Origin of the sequence: Nannocystis pusilla (genome assembly GCF_026626665.1) — a bacterium.
Taxonomy (GTDB): Bacteria; Myxococcota_A; Polyangia; order Nannocystales; family Nannocystaceae; genus Nannocystis; species Nannocystis pusilla.
In genome coordinates, this window is record NZ_JAPNKE010000002.1 from 8,333,793 (window position 1) to 8,351,466 (window position 17,674).

Here is a 17,674-nt window from a genome sequence, read left to right on the forward strand (position 1 = left end):
TGCTCGAAAGGGCATGTCTCTGGGGACTCATGCTCCGACCGCTCGGCCGCCGCAGGACTCGCCCACGCCATCGCCGCGCCTCCAGTCCTTCGTCGCCACCTTCATATCCGGACATGCTCGAAAGCGCATGTCCTGAAGATCTCATGATCTGACGACTCAGCCGAGCCGCCGCCGCAGGAACAGCGCGGCCCCGAGCGCCGCTCCGCCGACCACGCTGGCGATCGTTCGGCGCTGCCGGCGGCGCTCGTCCTCGCGGATCCCCTCGCGGGTCTCTTCGAGCTGTCGGCGCGTGTCCGCGTGCGCGGCTGTCTCTTCCGCCAGGGCCCGCTTCGCGGCAGCCGCTCGCTCGCCGAGCAGCCCCAGCTCCTTCGCCTGCGACTCGCAGCGCGACTGCGCCTCGAGCAGCACCGTCTGGTCGGCGGTCAGCTTCAGGCGCAGCTCGTTCGCCTCCGCCACCGCGCGCTCGACCTGCGCCTGCAGGGCCGCCAGCTCCTGCCCCGCCTTCGCGCGTCCGCTCTCGAGCGAGTCCGTCCGCTCTCGAGTCGCCCGATGATTGGTGCGTTCCGCCTCCAGCTGGCGGCGGGCCTCGTCCAGCTCGTGCTGCGCCTTGTCGGCGCGCTCGCGTTGGCGGTTCGTCTCGCGCCGCGCGTCGGCCAGCTCCGTCTGCAGCGTCGCCACCCGGCTCTCGATCAGGTCGTGGGCTCCACGGGTCTGCGCGTGCGCTTGCGACTCGGCGTCGAGCCTGCGGCGCGCCTCGGCCAGGTCACCGCGCAGAGCGCCGCGCTCGAGGTCCCACGCCTGGTGCTGCGATCGTTCACGCTCGAGCGTCTCGCGCGCCGCCTGCAGCTCGGCGCCCAGCTCTGCCAGCCGTCGCTCGGCGTCTGCGAGGGCTGCGTCGGCGGAGTGGACCTGATCATCGCTCGGAGACTCGGGCTTCGGCATGGCATCCGCATTATGCACCCTTCACCGCCGCAGCTCCTTCTCCTCCCCGGCCGCCGCCGCCGCGCGCCGTCGCGCCCCGCCTGCGAACGCGGCTCCTCGCGCCTCGCAGCGCGCGCCCGCGGCCGCGCGCCCGCTCGGGTCAGCGGACTCGACCTTCGCTAGCGGCTTGCTGGATCTCTTACGATGAGCCCATGCGCATCTTCTACTCTTCGCTTCTCCTCGGCCTCGCCGCCTGCCAGATCATCGGCGACCCCAAGGATCCGGGCAACGACAGCGCCAGCGACTCCACCACCGTCGAGCCCGACACCACCTCGACCACCACCACCGCCGCCACCACCGAGAGCACGGGTACGAGCGAAGGCAGCCTCACCGAGGCCCTCCCGACCACCGCCGCCACCACCGAAGGCCCCGTCTGCGACGGCCTCGACGAGCTCACCTGCGGCTCCACCTCCGGCTGTCGCCCGATCCTCGGCACCCCGTTCGAGTTCCCCGGCTGCAGCCCGCTGCCGGCCTACCTCGGGTGCATCGTCCAGACCGACTGCGGCTTGATGCCCACGACCGCCTGTCGCCCCGACAGCCTCGAGGTCTACCTCCTCGAGGACACTTGCATCCCACCCGACCTCGAACCATGCACGACCATGCTCACCCTGTGCGGCGAGGCGTGCCTCGGCTTCGACGAGGAGACCTGCGCCGCCGATCCCAACTGCACCGCCCAGTTCGGCGCCCCCCACGTCGAGCAGGACATGATGCTCTGCGCCGACTTCGACGCCCAGCAGTTCCTCGCCTGCGACAAGCTCCAGCCGCCCTGCCCGCCCGCGGTCGTCACCGTCTGTCCGACAGGCCAGCCCGACGTCGGCTTCGACGTCGCCTCCGGCTGCGTGCCTCCCGGCTTCGAGCCCTGCATGGACGGCCCGCTCCCCGAGTGCCCCTGAGCCCGCGTCGCGTCGACGCGAGCCGATCGCGGCAGCGAGTGACTCGAGATCAGCACGCCGTCGACCGGACCAGTGAACTCGTCGGCGTTCATCGCCGAACACGCTCCGACCGCTGCCGACTCGATCACGCCTCCGGCTCGCCGGCATCCACGCGCTCGCCGTGGCCCCTGAATCTCCGTCGCCTCGTCCTCCACACATGTCTCATAGGACATGTCCTCATAGACACCCAAGCGACGCGCGGCCGAGTGCATCCGGCCAACCACCGGACGGAGCCATCTCACCGCGCGAGTCCGCCCGGTTTGTCTCTGCACCTCGCGCGCATCGCTCCGGCCGCGGACGGGCCCCGAGCGCACTCAGCCGCCACGAACGGGCCCATGCCATCGACCTCGCGTCCTCTCGCAAACGCCGCGCCGTGAGCAGACCTCGCGCGCGAGGTCATCGCCAGCCTCGTGGGCACGACCGTCGTCCTGACGCGCAGGGCTACTCGGCCGCGGCGAACTCGCCTATGCTGCCGCTGTGCAGCTCTGTCCCGCGTGTTCCCGTCACATCCTGGGCGAAGTCGCCACCTGCTGCTTCTGCGGCGCTGCCCTGCGTTCATCCTCGATGATCCCCGCCCTCGTCCTGGGCGCGATGCTCGGCGTCGGCCTCACCGCCTGCGCCGATCGGCCCGTCGACGAGACCGTCGGCAGCATCAGCGACAGCGACGGCAGCGACAGCAGCGACGGCACCAGCACCAACGCCACCCAGACCACGCAGGAGCCCGTCACGAGCACCGGCACCGACAGCGACACCGCCGGGACCACGGGCACCACCAGCACCTCGACCTCCACCAGCACGGGCAACCCGACGGCCACCGACACCGCCACCGACGGTCCGGTCACGACCACGGTCGACACCGAGGGCACCACCACCTTCGACACGACCACGACCACCACCGGTGACACCGAGGGCACCACCACTCTCGACACCGAGGGCACCACCACCCTCGACACCGAGGGCACCACCACCACGAGCACCGGCACCGACACCGACTCGACCACCAACGACACCTTCGACACCCTGCCGCTGCCCTACGGCGCCCCGCCGGCCCAGAACGACGACCTCAACTAGCATATCGGGACATGTCTCTAAAGACATGTCCCAAGAGCATCTCTCAGAACTGGATCTGCAGCCCCGCGAGCGACGGCCTGGCCTGATAGCGCCGCAGCGGCCGGCGGTGGATCCGGCGAGCGATGGCCACCCCGGAGAAGCCGGCCAGGCCGAGGAGCGCCAGCGGCCCGGTGATCATCGCCGGGAAGATGCCCGGATAACCGTCGATGCAGCAGCGCGGGTCGCGGTTCGCCGCGAAGGTGCCGAGATAGATCAGCGAGCCGAGGAACAGCGCCCCCGTGAAGCCTGCGATCCCGCCGGTCACGACCATCGCCCGCGTGAGTCGCTCGTCGCGGGCGCGCCAGTCGGGGAACGCTCGCGGATCGACGATCCCGCTGGTCGCGGCGGGCAGCTCGACGCGATAGCGCTGCTGCGGCGAGATCGTCGCGCCGGTCGTGAAGCGCTCGGGACTCGACGCCGGCGCTGCGACGACCTCGGCCGGCGCGCCCAGGAGACACATAAGTACCAAGGGGATACGCATGCCTCGATTTACTCGCTTCGGGCGGCCGATGTCCGTCTTCCCGTCGCCGGTAGCCCAGAGCCATGCAGCAAACCCCGATGAACGGTCGCTTCTCGGCGTTCCCCGGTCCCCGCCGCCACGGACGCGAGCGAGCGAGCGGGCCGCCACGCTTCGCGGCGCCGTCCGCACCGCAACCACATGAGCTTCAGGTCATGCCCCGAAGGACAGCTCACTCGAGCGGCGAGCCCGGCCCGCGCGGCTCGTCGACCCGCGAACGCCGGGGCTCGTCGATCTGCAGCGGCCCGTGGCGCGCCCGCAGCTCCGGGTCCTTGTGCTCGAGGATCAGCCTGAACAGCCCGTGATCGAACGGCTGGCCCGGCGCGGCGCGGACCGGCTCGATGCGCTCGCGCAGCCCCTCGCGGTCGAGCTCGAGCGCGCGGTGGTGGCACATCGGGTTGTTGCCCGGGCGGCCGAGCAGCGGCTCGCTCATCGACGTGCAGCCGCCCATGCACACCGACGCGTAGTAGCAGCTCGCGCAGCGCCCCACAGCTCCGCGCGGGTCCGCTGGCGCATGTACACGATCTCCGGCGCGCGCTCCCACAGCGCCGCGAACCCGTGCTCGCGCCACGATCCGCCGACCCCTTCTTCGCCGAGGCTGGGGCAGCTCTTCACCTCGCCGTGGCTCGACACTGCGGCGCCGGAGATCCCCGCCTGACAGCCGAAGTAGTGCCCGCGCTGGGTCGAGTTGCGGCGCAGGCGGTGCTCGAGCGGACCGAAGTAGCCGAGGCTGTTGCCCGGGTACAGGCGGATCCCCAGCGCCTCGCAGCGCGCCAGCAGCCGCTCCACCACCTCGTACGCCGCCAGCATCTGGTACGGCTGCAGCAAGATCTCCGGGTGGTCCGCCGCTGCCCCGTGCGCCATCGTCACCTGCACCTGCCAGCTGTGGATCCCCTCCGGGTGCAACAGCTCGAGCAGTGGTTCGAGGTCCGGCAGCGTCTTCGCGTTCAGCTGCGTGTTCGCCGAGATCTGCGAGCCCGCCGCCTTCAGGTGGCGCAGCGCCGCGAACGCCCGCGCGAAGCTGTTCGGTCGCCCGCGCAGCGCGTCGTGACATGCTGCGAGCCCGTCGATCGACACCGACACGCTCTGCACCCCGGCCTCGACCAGCGCCTCGGCGATCTCTCGCGTCAGGCTGTAGCCGCCGGTGGTCATCGTGCAGCTCATCCCGCGCTCGCGGGTGGCTCGCACGATCTGCAGCACATCGGGGCGCAGGTACGCCTCGCCGCCGATCAGCGTCACTTCACCGACCCCGGCCGTCGCCAGCTCCTCGACCAGGCGCAGCGCCTCCGCGGTGCTCAGCTCGTCCGGGCGCCGCTTGCCCGAGCGCGGCCCGCAGTGGGCGCAGTGTTGGTCGCACGCGCTCGTGAACTCCCACACCACGATCCGCGGCACCGGGGCCTGTCCGGCGGCCACCGGCAGCGCCCTGCGCGAGCGCGTCGGCGGGGCCAACGCCACGATCGGCAGGCGGCGACGCTCTTCGCGGATCCCCACCGCTGCAGGTTATCACTGAACCTCGGACCAGCCGCTCGACGTGAGCCGCGTACGCCAGCTCGAACCCGGCCGCGCGCTCGAGCGCATGGACCGCCTCGGTCAGCATCGCCTCCGGCAGCGGCACCTTCGTGCAGCGGTACGTCTTCGCCGGCAGCATCGACTCCACGAACGGCAGCCCTGGCACGTACACCAGGCGCCCGCCCGGCTTCAGCGAGCGCAGCATCGCCATGTACACCCGCGCGTACGCGAACGCCTCCGGGCCCTGGGCCAGGTGTTGATGCACGAAGTGGAGCGAGAACGCCTGGTGCGACACGATCGTGCCCCAGCGATCCTGTCCGAAGGGGAAGGTCAGCCAGTCGCCGACCAGCGCCACGTCCTCCGGCGCCTCGCGGTCGAGCCCGGTGGCCGCCACGCCTTCGGCCCGCAGCGCGCGCACGAACCCGGCCGAGCGCCCGCAGCCGACGTCGAGCACCGGCGCCGTCAGCGGCGCGTCGCCGAGGCCGAGCGCGTCGCGCTGCAGCGTCACCGCGTACTCGCTGCAGACCACGTCGGTCTTGCCGCCGCCGGCCCGGACCAGCGCTGCCACTCGGGCCTGCAGCTCCTGCCCCGTGCGTACTAGCCGTTCGGACATGTCCTTTGCGTCAGGCTCGCCCGCCAGCTCGTCCGCCAGCTCGCTCGCCGCCCGGTCGCACGCCGCGGTCAACGCCGCCCGGTCGAGGCGCACGTACTGGTTGCGGCTCCACAGCCACCGCGCCAGCCGCACGCACAGCGCCTCCGCGCAGCCTGGCGAGCGCAGCCAGCCCGCCAGCGTCGCGCGGTGCGCCCGCAGGTGCTCGACCAGCGCCGCGCTCGGCTCCGGCAGCGCGCGCCCTGCAACCAGCTCCGCCAGCGGCACCTCGGCCAGCGCCTGCAGTACCTCTTCGAACAGCGCGGCGAGCCGCAGGACCTCGGGCGACACGCGCGCGAGCATAGCACTTCGCCTCGCGCGCGACGCCCCGTCGCCCTGCATTGGCCCATGCTCGACCGGGCGACTCTCTCGGATCACCGTCGCGGCGAGACCGACGACCCGCCGCCCGTACTCGCCATGCCCTCGACGTCACACATGCCCGAAAGGACATGTTTCAGTAGCCACCTACTCATCCGCGATCCCGGAGCACCCGCTGGCGGCGACGCCACCCGCGGCCCTATCCTCGCCGGCGGAGGCAGGCATGCGCTGGTACCACTACGTCGCGTACTTCTTCGGCGGGGCGTTCCTCGCCAACTTCGTCCCGCACTTCGTCCAGGGCGTCTCGGGCGCGCCGTTCCAGAGCCCCTTCGCCGACCCGCCCGGCGAGGGCCTCTCGTCCGCGACCGTCAACGTCGCCTGGGGCCTCTTCAACCTGCTCGTCGCCTACCTGCTGCTGCTCCGCGTCGGTCAGCTCGACCTCCGCCGCGGCGCGCACTTCGCCGCCACCGCGGCCGGCTTCGTCGCCATGTCCGTGATGCTCGCCCGCGTCTTCGGCCGGCTCCACGGCGGCGACCTCTGAAACTCGAAGAGACATGTCTCTTCAGACATGTCTCTCGACACTCCTCAAAGATCGACGAGGATCGTCGCCTTCACGCTCGTCTCGCCGCTCGGCGCCACCTTCACCGCCTGGTTCGGCACCGACACCCCGTCGCCCGCGTCGGGGAACAGCGTCTCGGCCATGTTGCCGTTGCGGTCGAGCACCACCGTCAGCTTGTAGTCGCCCGGGTGGAGCTGGTCGATCAGCAGCGACGCGGAAGTCGACCCCGCCGTCGCCGGGCCCAGCAGCGAGCGGCTGTGCTTGCAGGTGAATTGCAGGTCGCACGGCTCGGTCGTCAGGATCGCCCACACCCCGCCTTCCTCTTCCAGCGGCGCGGCCCAGCCGACGTCGATCTTCAAGCTCGGCATCGCCGGGAACGGCGCGTCGGGGGCCAGCGGCTCGAGGTCGGCCGGGAACGGCTCCGGCAGCGCGCGCGTCTCCTCGCGCAGCGCGTCCCAGTACACGTGCTGCACGCCCTTCACCTTGACGTCGAGGATCAGGTGGTCGTCGCCGTCGAAGCCGAACGTGGCATCGATGTACTCGCAGCCCTTCGTGGCCGAGCAGAAGCGCCAGCTCGAGTCGTCGTGCTCCGTCAGCACCGCCCGCGAGTCGCGGAGCAGGCCGAGGAAGTAGCCGCCGTTGCGGTACACCAGCACCGGCCCCGCGCCGTGGTCCGCGACCTCGAAGGCGAAGCGCAGGCTGTTGTTCGCGTCGAGGTCCACCCGGCTGAACAGCACGTCGCCCGACGCCGCGCGCACGTCCATGTTCATCAGCGGGAACGTCCCGAGCGGCGTCATCGAGGCCGGCCCGCTCCACAGGCCTGCCATTCGCTGCATCAGCTCGAGCCCCTCGACCCCCGCCTCGCCCGTCGTGCTCGTCGGCCCCTCCGTGCTCGTCGGCCCCTCCGTGCCCGAAGTCGTGCTCGACGTCGGCGCTCCCCCGCTCGTCGTGCCCGTCGTCGGCGCCTCGGTGGTCGGCGGCTCCGCGGTCGAGCTGGCCGAAGAGACAGTCGTCGCCTCGTCGCCCGGGCAGGCGGCGAGCAAGAGCAAGCATGAAGCCAATCGCGTTCGCATGAGCGGCCTCTTCTATCACTCCGCGGGCCAGCCCGAACACCGCGGAATCACTCGCGCGGATGCCCCATACAACATGTCCGCAGAGACATGCGTGGTGAAACACCGCGAGCGGGCTGTTGCAGATCGCCGCGAGCGAGCGGGCGCATCCATTTGTGCCCGCGGGGCCCGCCGCGCCACGTCGCGCAAAGTCCGCAGCCGCGCTCGGGGGCCTCTGCGGCGTCGAGCCGCGGGCGCCCGGGGCGCTCGGGGCGGGCCCGCGCAAGTGCGATCAGACTCGCCACATGCCGACTCGCTCGACCAAGACGTTCACCGAAGCCGAGGCGCGCCAGGTCGCCGAGGAGTCCCGCGAGACCGAGTGGAGCGCGCCCTCCTTCCTGCGCGAGCTGTTCCTCGGCAACTTCCGCCTCGACCTCGTCCACCCGTTCCCCGACGCCCCGCCGGAGCGCCCGGCCTTCCGCGCCTTCTACGAGAAGATGCGCCGCTTCCTCGCCAACGAGGTCGACTCCGACGCCATCGATCGCGACGGCCAGATCCCCAAGCACGTCGTCGACCAGCTCGCCGCCATGGGCGCCTTCGGCATGAAGATCCCCGTCGAGTACGGCGGCCTCGGCTTCACCCAGCGCGAGTACTGCGAGGTCATCAAGCTCATCACCAGCCAGGACGGCAACCTCGTCGCGCTCCTGTCGGCGCATCAATCGATCGGCGTCCCGCAGCCGGTCAAGCTGTTCGGCACCGACGCCCAGAAGGCCAAGTACCTGCCCCGCTGCGCCCGCGGGGCCGTGTCCGCCTTCGCCCTCACCGAGCGCGACGTCGGCTCCGACCCCGGCAACCTCACCACCACCGCCGAGCGCACCGAGAACGGCGACTACATCCTCAACGGCGAGAAGCTCTGGTGCACCAACGGCACCATCGCCGAGCTCTACGTCGTCATGGCCCGGCACCCCGACACCGGCAAGATCTCCGCCTTCATCGTCGAGCGCGACTGGCCCGGCGTCGAGGTCGTCCACCGCTGCCGCTTCATGGGCCTGCGCGCCATCGAGAACGGCGTCATCCGCTTCACCGGCGTCCACGTCCCCAGGGAGAACCTGCTGTGGCAGGAGGGCCGCGGCCTCAAGCTCGCGCTCGTCACCCTCAACACCGGCCGCCTCACCTTGCCGGCCTCGTGCGCGGCCGCCAGCAAGCGCGCGCTCGAGATCTGCCGCCAGTGGGCCAACCACCGCGTGCAGTGGGGCCAGGCGATCGGCAAGCACGACGCGATCGCCCAGCCTCACCGACATGGCCGCGACCACCTTCGCCATGGAGGCGCTGTCCGACCTGGCCTCGTCGATGGCCGACCTCGGTGACCGCGACATCCGCCTCGAGGCCGCCGTCGCCAAGATGTGGAACAGCGAGGAGGGCTGGAAGATCGTCGACCGGACCCTGCAGATCCGCGGCGGCCGCGGCTACGAGACCGCCGAGTCGCTCGAGGCCCGCGGCGAGCCGCCGATCCCGGTCGAACGCATGCTCCGCGACTTCCGGATCAACCTGATCTTCGAGGGCTCTTCGGAGATCTTGCGCCTCTTCATCGCCCGCGAAGCGCTGGACCGTCACCTCGCGGTGGCCGGCGACCTGGTCGATCCGAAGGTGCCGCTGAAGCAGAAGCTGGCCAAGCTGCCGAAGGTCGGGGCGTTCTACGCCTTGTGGTATCCGACGCGCTGGCTCGGCTGGGGCCGCTGGCCGCGCTACGCCCAGTTCGGCGAGCTCGCGCGGCACGTCCGCTGGCTCGAGCGCACCACCCGACGCCTGTCGCGGGCGATCTTCCACCTCATGGTCGGCAAGGGCGCGAGCCTCGAGAAGCGCCAGGCGCTGCTGTTCCGCTGCGTCGACATCGGCGCCGACCTGTTCACCGTCACCGCTGCCGTCACTCGTGCCGCGGCGCTGCAGCGCACCGGCCTGCCCGAAGGGACAGGCGCGGTCGAGCTCGCCGACATCTTCGCCCGCCAGACCCGCCGCCGCGTCGAGGACCGCTTCCGGGCCATCCGCTCCAACGACGACCGCGTCCGCTACGGCGCCGCCCGCCGCCTGCTCGACGGCGAGTTCAGCGAGCTGCTGGAGACCGGCCTGGCCGACAGCCCCGCGCTCCGCGAGCTGCAGGACGAGACGATCCGCCTCCACCGCGACGACAGCCGGATCGCCGCCGAGTGACGCGACATAGCCCTACGACGCCTCGCCTGCCCGCTCGAGACGCGGCTCCGACGGAAGCTCCCCTACCGCGCGACCGGTGGGGCACCTCGCTCCTCGACACCGACCGCTGTCGCCACGCGCAGACGCCCCGGTTTCGGCGTGCGTCAGCACCGTGAACGGCCCTGCGCGTTCTCGCCCCCGCCGAAACCCGGCCGCCGCCCTGCTCCGGCCGGCCGGCCACCTTCCCCAAAGGACATGTCGCCTCGGCCTCCCTCCGTAACTCACGGATCGGCGGCCAGGCCTGGCGGTCGGGCCTCATACCATGCGCTCATGGTCCGCTCTCTCGCGTGTGTGTCTCTCGTCCTCGCCCTCGCGGCCTGCGGTGACAGCACCGGCCAGGTCACCGGAACGCCGCAGCCCACCAGCGCGACCGCGCCGGAGACGACCACCACGTCGGGCGACCCGACGAGCGACGCGACCACCGACGCGCCGACCACCAGCACCACGAGCACCGGCGGCGACGTCACCACCGACCCGCCCACCACCGATCCGCCGGGACCCTGTCCCATGGGCCAGATCGTATGCGACGGCGACGTCGCCCAGGTGTGCGACGGCATGGGCGGCTTCAGCGACGAGACCCAGTGTGTCAGCGCCTGCGCCCCCGGGATCGGCTGCGCCGACTGCGTCCCCGGCACCAAGGAGTGCGACGGCCAGAACGTCCTCGTGTGCAACGCCGAGGGCACCGGCTACGAGGACGACGGGTACTGCGACCCGCTGCTCGGCCTCAGCTGCGACGGCCAGTGGGGCGGCTGCGTCGGCCCCTGCGCCCAGCTCGGCAGCCTCAGCTACATCGGCTGCGAGTACTACCCGACGGTCACCCAGCAGTACGACATCTTCGACCTCAACAACCCGTTCGCGGTCGCCGTCTCGAACGCCGCCGACGCCACCGCGATGGTGACGATCACCCGCGGCGACGAGCTCGTCGCTCAGGTCACCGTGCCCGCCGAGGACGTCAAGGTCATCACCTTGCCGTTCGTCACCGAGCTGATTCAAGGGTCAGGTCCGACCAAGCACGCCAAGAAGGGCGCCTACCGCCTGCGCTCGACCAAGCCCGTCACCGTCTACCAGTTCATGCCGCTCAACGCGGCCCAGTCGAACGACGCCTCGCTGCTCCTCCCCGTCAACACCTGGACCGGCAACTACCTGGTCGCCTCTTGGCAGTACTGGGACGACTACTTGCTGCCCGGCTTCTACTCCGTGGTCGCCAGCCAGGACAACACCATCGTCAAGCTGCAGGGCCCGCCCGGCGGCACCAACACCCAGGCCGGCGGCGGCGTCGACAACAAGGGCAGCGGCATGGCGCTGCTCAACACGGGCGACGTGCTCACCGTCTTCAGCGCCGCCGGCGGCGACCTCACCGGCTCGTTCGTCCACGCCGACAAGCCGGTGCAGGTGATCGGCGGCCACGAGTGCACGCAGGTGCCGATCGGCGTGGTCGCCTGCGATCACCTCGAGGAGTCGCTGTTCCCGCTCGAGACCCTCTCGGGCGAGTACTTCGTCGGCCCGCCGGTCCAGACCCCCGACAACGCGCTCGAGAAGGCGACCTTCGTCCGCATCATCGCCGCCGAGGACGACACCAACATCGTCTACACCCCCGACCAGGCCGCCGCGAAGACCATCGCCAAGGCCGGCGACTTCATCGAGATCGCCACCACCACCGACCGCTTCAAGGTCGACGCCGACAAGCGCGTCCTCGTCGTCCAGTACATGGTCAGCCAGGAGGCCGGCTACGGCACCAGCGACCCCGCCATGCTGCAGGCCGTCCCCATCCTGCAGTACCGCGACAACTACATCGTCTACGCCAACAAGCTGTGGGTCCAGAACTTCGCCGACATCATCGCCCCCGACGGCGCGAACGTGACGGTCGACGGCGCCATGGTCACCGGCTTCAAGCCCATCGGCGCCGGCTACTCCCTCGCCCACCTCGAGCTGCAGGACACCCCCACCGGCGGCCACAGCATGAGCTCCACCGTCAAGTTCGGCGTCAGCACCTACGGCGTCATGGACTACGGCAGCTACTGGTACCCCGGCGGCCTCGACCTCGCGCTGCTCCCGCCTGAATGAGCGCATGTCCTTTAAAGCATGCGCATCAGGTCATGTCCTGATGAACAGCCTCGCGCATCGACGCCCCTGAGAGAAGACTTCTCCTGGCATCGCCGGCGCAGCGTTCATCTCGCGCGCCAGAGATCTTCGCTCGGACCGGCCGAGCTCGCGCGCGGGGGATCGTTCGCTTGGGCTCGCCCGAGCTCGCGCGCGAGGCCTCGTTGGCTCGGGCTCGCCCGAGCTCGCGCCCTCACTCCGCCGCGTCGGCCGCCCGCGTCACCGCCGCCGCGCGCTGCTTGACCACCGCGCGCAGGATCGCCTCGGGCGTGCAGGGGATGCCGAGCTCGACCTCCCCCGGCCCGAACGCCGCGATCGCCTGGCGCAGCGCCGAGACCACGCCGAGGCCGAGCATCAGCGGCGGTTCGCCGACGGCCTTGCTGCCGTGGATCGTGCTGTCCTGTTCGGCGCGCTCGAGCAGCGCGACGTTGAAGATCGCCGGGCAGTCGCCGATCGCCGGGATCTTGTAGGTCGACGGCCCGTGCGTCAGGAGCCGGCCCTTTGGATCCCACACCAGCTCCTCGCCGGTGAGCCAGCCGACCCCCTGAATGAAGCCGCCCTCGATCTGGCCGACGTCGATCGTCGGCAGCAACGAGCTGCCGACGTCGTGGAGGATATCGACGCGCGAGATCCGGTGCTCGCCCGTCAACCCGCTGATCTCCACCTCGACCGCCGCCGCCCCGTACGCGAAGTAGTGGAACGGCTTGCCGCGCCCCGCGGTGCGGTCGTAGGCGATGTTGGGCGTCGCGTAATAGCCGGCGGCGCTGAGGGAGATCCGCCGCATCCACGCGGTCTTGGCCAGGTCGCTCCACGGCACGCTGCGGCCGCCCGGGCCGTGCGCCGCGCCGTCGGCGAATTGCACCGCCTCGGACGTCGTGCCGAGCAGCTCGGCCGCCAGCGGTCGCACGCGCTCGCGGATCTCCGCGCACGCCGCCTGCACCGCCATCCCGTTGAGGTCGGACCCGCTCGAGGCCGCCGTCGCCGACGTGTTGGGCACCTTGTCGGTCGCGGTTGCCATGCAGCGGACCTGCGCCGTCGTGACCCCGAGCTCGTGGGCGCACACCGCCACCATCTTGGTGTGCAGGCCCTGGCCCATCTCGGTCCCGCCGTGGTTGAGCTGCACGCTGCCGTCGGCGTAGACCAGCACCAGCGCGCCGGCCTGGTTGAGCATCGTGTTGGTGAAAGAGATCCCGAACTTCACCGGCATGAAGCCGAGCCCGCGCTTTTGCCACGGCGAGCGGGCGTTCCACGCCGCGATCTCGGCCCGCCGCGCCTCCCAGTCGCAGCGCGCCAGCAGCTCGGCGTGGATCCGCGGCAGCCGGCAGTGCGGCACCTCCTGGTAGTACGGCGTCAGGCAGCGCGCGCGCACCAGGCTGATCACGCTGGCGCCGGCGCTCGTCTGGTCCCCGTCCGGGACTGGCACATCGACCATGTTCTCCGGGCCATGTTCATCGGGACAGTCGCCGTAGTAGTTGCGGCGGCGGATCTCCGCCGGGTCGAGCCCGAGCCGCTCGGCCGCGCGCGACAGCACCTCCTCGATCACCGCCATCCCCTGCGGCCCGCCGAACCCGCGGAAGGCCGTGTTCGAGGCCTTGTTGGTGCGCACCGCCTTGCCGACGAAGCGCAGGTTCGGCACGAAGTAGCCGTTGTCGAGGTGGAACATCCCGCGGTCGAGGATCGCCGGGCTGAGGTCGACGCTCCAGCCGCCGTCGGCGACCAGCTCGACCTCGAGCGCGAGCAGGCGCCCGCGGACGTCGAGGCCGGCCTTGTAGCGCGACCAGAACGGGTGGCGCTTGCCGGTCATCGTCATGTCGAGGTCGCGGCTCAGCCACACCTTGACCGGCCGCCCCGTGTGACGGGCGCCGAGCGCCGCGAGGGCCGCGAACTGCGAGGCCTGCGACTCCTTGCCGCCGAACGCCCCGCCCATGCGCGGCACCGCCACGACGATCTGATTGCGGGCGCAGCCCAGCACCTCGGCGCAGGCGACCTGCACCTCGGTCGGGTGCTGCGTCGAGCTCTCGAGGTGCAGCGTGTCGTTCTCGCCGGGGATCGCCAGAGTCGCCTGGGTCTCGAGATAGAAGTGATCCTGGCCGCCGGTGTGCAGCTCGCCCGCGACGATCACCGCCGCGCGGGCCATCGCCCCTGCCACGTCGCCGCGGCGCATCTCGTGCGGCGGCGCCAGCAGCGACCCGGCCTCCAGCGCCTCGGCGACGGTGAGGATCGCCGGCATCTCCTCGAACTCGAGCTCCAGCGCCTTCGCCCCCGCGCGGCAGGCCGCGACCGAGTCGCCCAGCACCAGCGCGACCACCTGCCCCTCGGCGAACACCTCGTCCTCGGCCAGCAGCGGCTCGTCGTGGACGATCGGCCCGATCCGGTTGTGCCCCGGCACGTCGGCCGCGAACAGCACCGCGCGCACCCCCGGCAGCGCCAGCGCGCGCTCGGCCCGGCGCGCCACCAGCCGCCCCCGCGCCACCGGCGAGCCCACCGGCAGCCCGTGCAGCATGCCCGCCGGCTCGGGCAGGTCGTCGACGTAGCGCGCCGACCCGGTCACGTGCCCGAGCGCGCTCTCGTGGACGGCCGGCCGCCCCAGCGGCGATTGCGAGACCTCCGTCATGGCACCACCTCCCGGCGCGGCTCGACGGCCGTCGCGTGACAATCATCTTCGGACATGTCCAAATCGACATGTCTCCAAAGCCATGCATCCCATGCCCCCACGGAACGCTCCGCCCGCGCGCGGCCGAACGCCGCCTCGTCTCCGCCCGCGGCCGCATCACCGCGACGAGCCCGCCCCGCCCCGGCCTCACCGCCGCTCGCGGGCACCTCGCGGTCCGCGTCCTCGGTACCATGTCCTCCGGGACATGTCGTGAAAGCGCAAGAGGTCTCGCTCACGGCACCACCTCCAGACGCACCGTCGCGGCCGGGCGCGGCGGCAGGTCCGGGCGCGGCGTCGCGGCCGTCTCGAGATAGAACCCGCGGACCAGGTTCTCCGCCACCTGGCCTCTGAACCACGCCGAGCCGCGGTGGTCCGTCATCGGCGTGAAGTCGCCCGCCAGCGCCGGCAGGGCCGCCTCGACCGTCGCCTCCGTCCACGGCTTGCCGCGCAGCGCCGCCTCGAGCCCGCGGGCCCGTGCGGGCGTCGCCGCCATCCCGCCGAACGCCGCGCGCACTTCCGTGACAAGTCCCTCGGGACATGTCTCGACGTACAGCCCCGCCGCCACCGCGCTGATGTCGAGCTCGCGCCGCTTCGACACCTTGTAGGCCGCCATGCGCGCCCCCGCGGGCGGCTCCGGCACCCGCACCGCCGCCAGCACCTCGCCGGGCTGCAGCGCCGTCTTGCGGTAGGCGAGGAAGAACTGCTCGAGCGGCAGCGTGCGCGCCCCCGCGGCCGAGCGCAGCACCACCTGCGCGCCGAGGGCGATCAGCGCCGGCGCCAGGTCGCCGATCGGCGACGCGTTGCACAGGTTGCCGCCCACCGTCGCCCGGTGCTTGATCTGGCGCGACGCGAAGTAGCGCAAGATCCGGAGCAGCGGCGTCAGCGGGCGCAGCGGCCCCATGCACGCCGCCTCGAGGTCCGTCAGCGTCGTCGTCGCCCCGATCTCGAACCCCCGTCGGCCGCGCGCCCGACCCCGCGCAGCTCCGGCACCCCCTCGAGCGCGATCAGCTCCGGCAGGTCCTGGTAGCGCTGCGTCACCAGCAGCGCCAGGTCGGTCCCGCCGCACACCAGCCGCGCCTGCGGCCGCTCGGCGATCGCCTCCCACAGCGCCGCGAGGCTCGTCGGCTGCAGGTAGCAGCGCCCCGCGCTCGTGCGCCCGAACTCGAGGTCCGCCGGCCGCGCCTCGGCCCGGTGCCTTCTAAAAGAGTCTTCGGGACATGTCCCTGCGACCATGTGGACCGCGTCGCGGATCGGTCGGTAGCCGGTGCATCGGCACAGGTTGCCGCACATCTGGTCGTCGAGCTGCCACGGCTCGCGCAGGTCCTCGCGGTAGCAGGCCTCGAAGGCCGCCATCACCACCCCGGGCGTGCAGTAGCCGCACTGCGAGCCGAGCCGCTCGACCATCGCAGCCTGGGCCGGGTGCAGCGCCCCGTTTTGGCGCAGGCCCTCGATCGTGTACACGCGCCGGCCCTGCACCATCGGCACGAACATCAGGCAGGCGTTGACGGCGCGGAAGCGGGGCGCCGCGGGGTCCGTCTCCGCGTCGAGCACCACCACGGTGCACGCCCCGCAGTCGCCCTCGGCGCAGCCTTCCTTGGTGCCGGTGAGGTGCGCGCGCTGGCGCAGGTAGTTGAGGAGCGTGGTGGTCGGCGGGACCTCCGCGTCCTCGATCGGGCGGTCGTTGAGGTGAAAGCGGAGGGTCGACATCGGCGCCGCGACGGCCAGCGTAACACGCGAGTCACGGCCCGTCGAAGACGCCCGCATCGACGCGGGCGGTGGCTTTTTCTGCGCGAGCAGCACCGGTCCGCCTCGCCCTCGCCGTCGATCGCCTACGGCCGCCTCCCGCCGCGACGAGGCTGCTCAGGCGGCACTGCCCGCGTCGCGGCGGGCACTCATGGAGGGATCGAAACAGCGTGGCGTGATCCGGACCGCACCATCCGACCGTGATCGGACCTGCGCGGTCCCGGCGTCCTCGGCCGTTCGGCCCACCCATCGCGCCGCCTGGGCGTGGCGGCCTCGTCGCTCGTCTGGCGATTTCGCGGCCCCGATCGCCGTCCGCTGCGCCCTGTCCTTCGGGACACACGCGCCCCTGGTCAGCCCCGCCCCCGTCCGGCACCATCGGCGCATGCTCAGCTGGATCTTCGCGCTCGCTGCGGCCGCCGGCGCCCCGCTCCGGAGGCCCCACCGCCCGCGCCGCGCCTCGTGATCGCCGGCGGCCCCCTGTTCGGCCCGCACGCCCCCGGCGAGTCCACCTGCCAGACGCGCGACGGCGTCCAGCGCTGCGAGCACACCGGCAACTTCTTCGGCGTCGGCGCCAACCTCGAGCTGCGCGCGCGCCGTCGGCCCATTGTTCTTCCACGCCCGCGGCGCGGTGATCGGCAACGTCCGCCAGCGGCCCTACGGCGTCCACAAGGGCCTCGTCGACGTCGGCCTCGGCCTCGGCGTGTACTCGCGTCTGGCCTTCATCCGCGTCGAGTACATGTTCGTGCCGACCTTCGGCCCCAACACCTATCTCCCGCCCTTCTACGACAAGCAGGCCGGCCGCGACGTGTGGGGCAAGTCGGCCGGCATGATCAGCGGCGGCGTGCGCAAGTACATCACCCCGCGCCTCGCCGGCGAGCTGTGGGGCGGCCTCGTGATCGGTCCGCACTCGAAGCGCACCACCCTGCAAGAGGACGCCGGCATCGACCGGATCCTCGTCACCTTCCTCGTCAGCCTCGGCGTCTCCTTCGATCTGATCCCCGGCCGCGCCCCGCCGCCCCCGAAGCCCGCGCCCCCCCTGCGCCCGCGCCTGCCCCCGCGCAGCCGACCCTGCCAACGCCCGTGCTCACGCCCCAGCCCACGCCTCCCGCGCCCGAGGCGGCCCCGATCGCCGCGCCCTCCGAGTCCGCCCCGCCGCAGCCCGCCCCGCCCGCCGAGGGCGCCATCGGCCCCTGGCAGCCCGCGCCGCAGTGATCCGTCCGCTCGAGGACATGTCTTTAAGGACATCCTCGCAAGCCCGTTCGGACATGCCCTATTAGACAGGCGTCCGACATCCAATCATCTGTCGC

15 protein-coding genes are annotated in these 17,674 nt (G+C 71.8%); 7 read left to right on the top strand and 8 right to left on the bottom strand.

The window, feature by feature from the left end:
* Positions 1–156: 156 nt before the first annotated feature.
* Positions 157–942, bottom strand: coding sequence for a coiled-coil domain-containing protein (locus OV079_RS36795; RefSeq protein WP_267774230.1), 786 nt, complete (start codon positions 940–942; stop codon positions 157–159).
* Positions 943–1,133: 191 nt separating this feature from the next.
* Between OV079_RS36795 and OV079_RS36800 the strand changes: the two genes are divergently transcribed.
* The gene (locus OV079_RS36800) at positions 1,134–1,874 is read left to right on the top strand and encodes a hypothetical protein (protein ID WP_267774232.1); all 741 of its coding nucleotides are present in this window, start codon (positions 1,134–1,136) and stop codon (positions 1,872–1,874) included.
* Between the two features lie 516 nt (positions 1,875–2,390).
* Complete coding sequence (locus tag OV079_RS36805; protein WP_267774234.1) at positions 2,391–2,984, top strand: hypothetical protein; 594 nt, start codon at positions 2,391–2,393, stop codon at positions 2,982–2,984.
* A 43-nt stretch (positions 2,985–3,027) separates the two neighbouring features.
* On the opposite strand, the gene OV079_RS36810 is transcribed toward OV079_RS36805, so the two are convergent.
* From OV079_RS36810 to OV079_RS36820, 3 genes are all read right to left on the bottom strand, one after another.
* Positions 3,028–3,483, bottom strand: coding sequence for a hypothetical protein (locus OV079_RS36810; RefSeq protein ID WP_267774236.1), 456 nt, complete (start codon positions 3,481–3,483; stop codon positions 3,028–3,030).
* Positions 3,484–3,712: 229 nt separating this feature from the next.
* Positions 3,713–3,997 carry a hypothetical protein gene (locus tag OV079_RS36815; RefSeq protein WP_267774237.1) on the bottom strand — a complete coding sequence of 95 codons (285 nt, stop codon included), beginning with the start codon at positions 3,995–3,997 and terminating at the stop codon, positions 3,713–3,715.
* Positions 3,970–4,995, bottom strand: a complete 1,026-nt coding sequence (locus tag OV079_RS36820; RefSeq protein ID WP_267774239.1) for a radical SAM/SPASM domain-containing protein — start codon at positions 4,993–4,995, stop codon at positions 3,970–3,972. The genes OV079_RS36815 and OV079_RS36820 overlap by 28 nt, the downstream gene beginning before the upstream one ends.
* Positions 4,996–6,239: 1,244 nt before the next feature.
* Here OV079_RS36820 and OV079_RS36825 point away from each other — a divergent pair.
* On the top strand, positions 6,240–6,557 hold the full coding sequence (locus tag OV079_RS36825; RefSeq protein ID WP_267774240.1) for a hypothetical protein: 318 nt from the start codon (positions 6,240–6,242) through the stop codon (positions 6,555–6,557).
* A gap of 44 nt (positions 6,558–6,601) precedes the next feature.
* Here OV079_RS36825 and OV079_RS36830 read toward each other — a convergent pair whose 3' ends face one another.
* Positions 6,602–7,648 carry a hypothetical protein gene (locus OV079_RS36830; protein ID WP_267774241.1) on the bottom strand — a complete coding sequence of 349 codons (1,047 nt, stop codon included), beginning with the start codon at positions 7,646–7,648 and terminating at the stop codon, positions 6,602–6,604.
* A 281-nt stretch (positions 7,649–7,929) separates the two neighbouring features.
* Here OV079_RS36830 and OV079_RS36835 point away from each other — a divergent pair, with 281 nt between their 5' ends.
* The 3 genes from OV079_RS36835 (at position 7,930) to OV079_RS36845 (ending at position 11,935) form a co-directional block, all read left to right on the top strand.
* Complete coding sequence (locus OV079_RS36835; protein WP_267774242.1) at positions 7,930–8,991, top strand: acyl-CoA dehydrogenase family protein; 1,062 nt, start codon at positions 7,930–7,932, stop codon at positions 8,989–8,991.
* Complete coding sequence (locus OV079_RS36840; RefSeq protein WP_267774244.1) at positions 8,924–9,832, top strand: acyl-CoA dehydrogenase family protein; 909 nt, start codon at positions 8,924–8,926, stop codon at positions 9,830–9,832. Before OV079_RS36835 ends, OV079_RS36840 begins: the two co-directional genes overlap by 68 nt.
* 309 nt (positions 9,833–10,141) lie before the next feature.
* Positions 10,142–11,935, top strand: coding sequence for an IgGFc-binding protein (locus OV079_RS36845; RefSeq protein ID WP_267774245.1), 1,794 nt, complete (start codon positions 10,142–10,144; stop codon positions 11,933–11,935).
* 229 nt (positions 11,936–12,164) lie between these two features.
* Here OV079_RS36845 and xdhB read toward each other — a convergent pair whose 3' ends face one another.
* The 3 genes from xdhB to OV079_RS36860 all read right to left on the bottom strand — a co-directional run bounded on the left by xdhB (position 12,165) and on the right by OV079_RS36860 (position 16,331).
* Positions 12,165–14,585: a xanthine dehydrogenase molybdopterin binding subunit gene (gene xdhB, locus OV079_RS36850; protein WP_267774246.1), complete on the bottom strand. Its 2,421-nt coding sequence runs from the start codon at positions 14,583–14,585 to the stop codon at positions 12,165–12,167.
* A 271-nt stretch (positions 14,586–14,856) separates the two neighbouring features.
* On the bottom strand, positions 14,857–15,525 hold the full coding sequence (locus OV079_RS36855; RefSeq protein WP_267774247.1) for an FAD binding domain-containing protein: 669 nt from the start codon (positions 15,523–15,525) through the stop codon (positions 14,857–14,859).
* Positions 15,526–15,545: 20 nt separating this feature from the next.
* Positions 15,546–16,331 carry a 2Fe-2S iron-sulfur cluster-binding protein gene (locus OV079_RS36860; RefSeq protein WP_267774249.1) on the bottom strand — a complete coding sequence of 262 codons (786 nt, stop codon included), beginning with the start codon at positions 16,329–16,331 and terminating at the stop codon, positions 15,546–15,548.
* 1,116 nt (positions 16,332–17,447) lie between these two features.
* On the opposite strand from OV079_RS36860, the gene OV079_RS36865 reads away from it, so the two are divergent.
* Positions 17,448–17,579 carry a hypothetical protein gene (locus OV079_RS36865; protein ID WP_267774251.1) on the top strand — a complete coding sequence of 44 codons (132 nt, stop codon included), beginning with the start codon at positions 17,448–17,450 and terminating at the stop codon, positions 17,577–17,579.
* Positions 17,580–17,674 lie beyond the last annotated feature (95 nt).

What these genes read in the sequence shown, in the direction of transcription:
- OV079_RS36800 (WP_267774232.1), top strand. Translation starts at nt 1,134, where the DNA reads ATGCGCATCTTCTACTCTTCGCTTCTCCTCGGCCTCGCCGCCTGCCAG.
- OV079_RS36810 (WP_267774236.1), bottom strand. Translation starts at nt 3,483, where the DNA reads ATGTGTCTCCTGGGCGCGCCGGCCGAGGTCGTCGCAGCGCCGGCGTCG.
- OV079_RS36845 (WP_267774245.1), top strand. Translation starts at nt 10,142, where the DNA reads ATGGTCCGCTCTCTCGCGTGTGTGTCTCTCGTCCTCGCCCTCGCGGCC.
- xdhB (WP_267774246.1), bottom strand. Translation starts at nt 14,585, where the DNA reads ATGACGGAGGTCTCGCAATCGCCGCTGGGGCGGCCGGCCGTCCACGAG.
- OV079_RS36830 (WP_267774241.1), bottom strand. Translation starts at nt 7,648, where the DNA reads ATGCGAACGCGATTGGCTTCATGCTTGCTCTTGCTCGCCGCCTGCCCG.
- OV079_RS36835 (WP_267774242.1), top strand. Translation starts at nt 7,930, where the DNA reads ATGCCGACTCGCTCGACCAAGACGTTCACCGAAGCCGAGGCGCGCCAG.
- OV079_RS36860 (WP_267774249.1), bottom strand. Translation starts at nt 16,331, where the DNA reads ATGTCGACCCTCCGCTTTCACCTCAACGACCGCCCGATCGAGGACGCG.
- OV079_RS36795 (WP_267774230.1), bottom strand. Translation starts at nt 942, where the DNA reads ATGCCGAAGCCCGAGTCTCCGAGCGATGATCAGGTCCACTCCGCCGAC.
- OV079_RS36825 (WP_267774240.1), top strand. Translation starts at nt 6,240, where the DNA reads ATGCGCTGGTACCACTACGTCGCGTACTTCTTCGGCGGGGCGTTCCTC.
- OV079_RS36840 (WP_267774244.1), top strand. Translation starts at nt 8,924, where the DNA reads ATGGCCGCGACCACCTTCGCCATGGAGGCGCTGTCCGACCTGGCCTCG.
- OV079_RS36855 (WP_267774247.1), bottom strand. Translation starts at nt 15,525, where the DNA reads ATGGGGCCGCTGCGCCCGCTGACGCCGCTGCTCCGGATCTTGCGCTAC.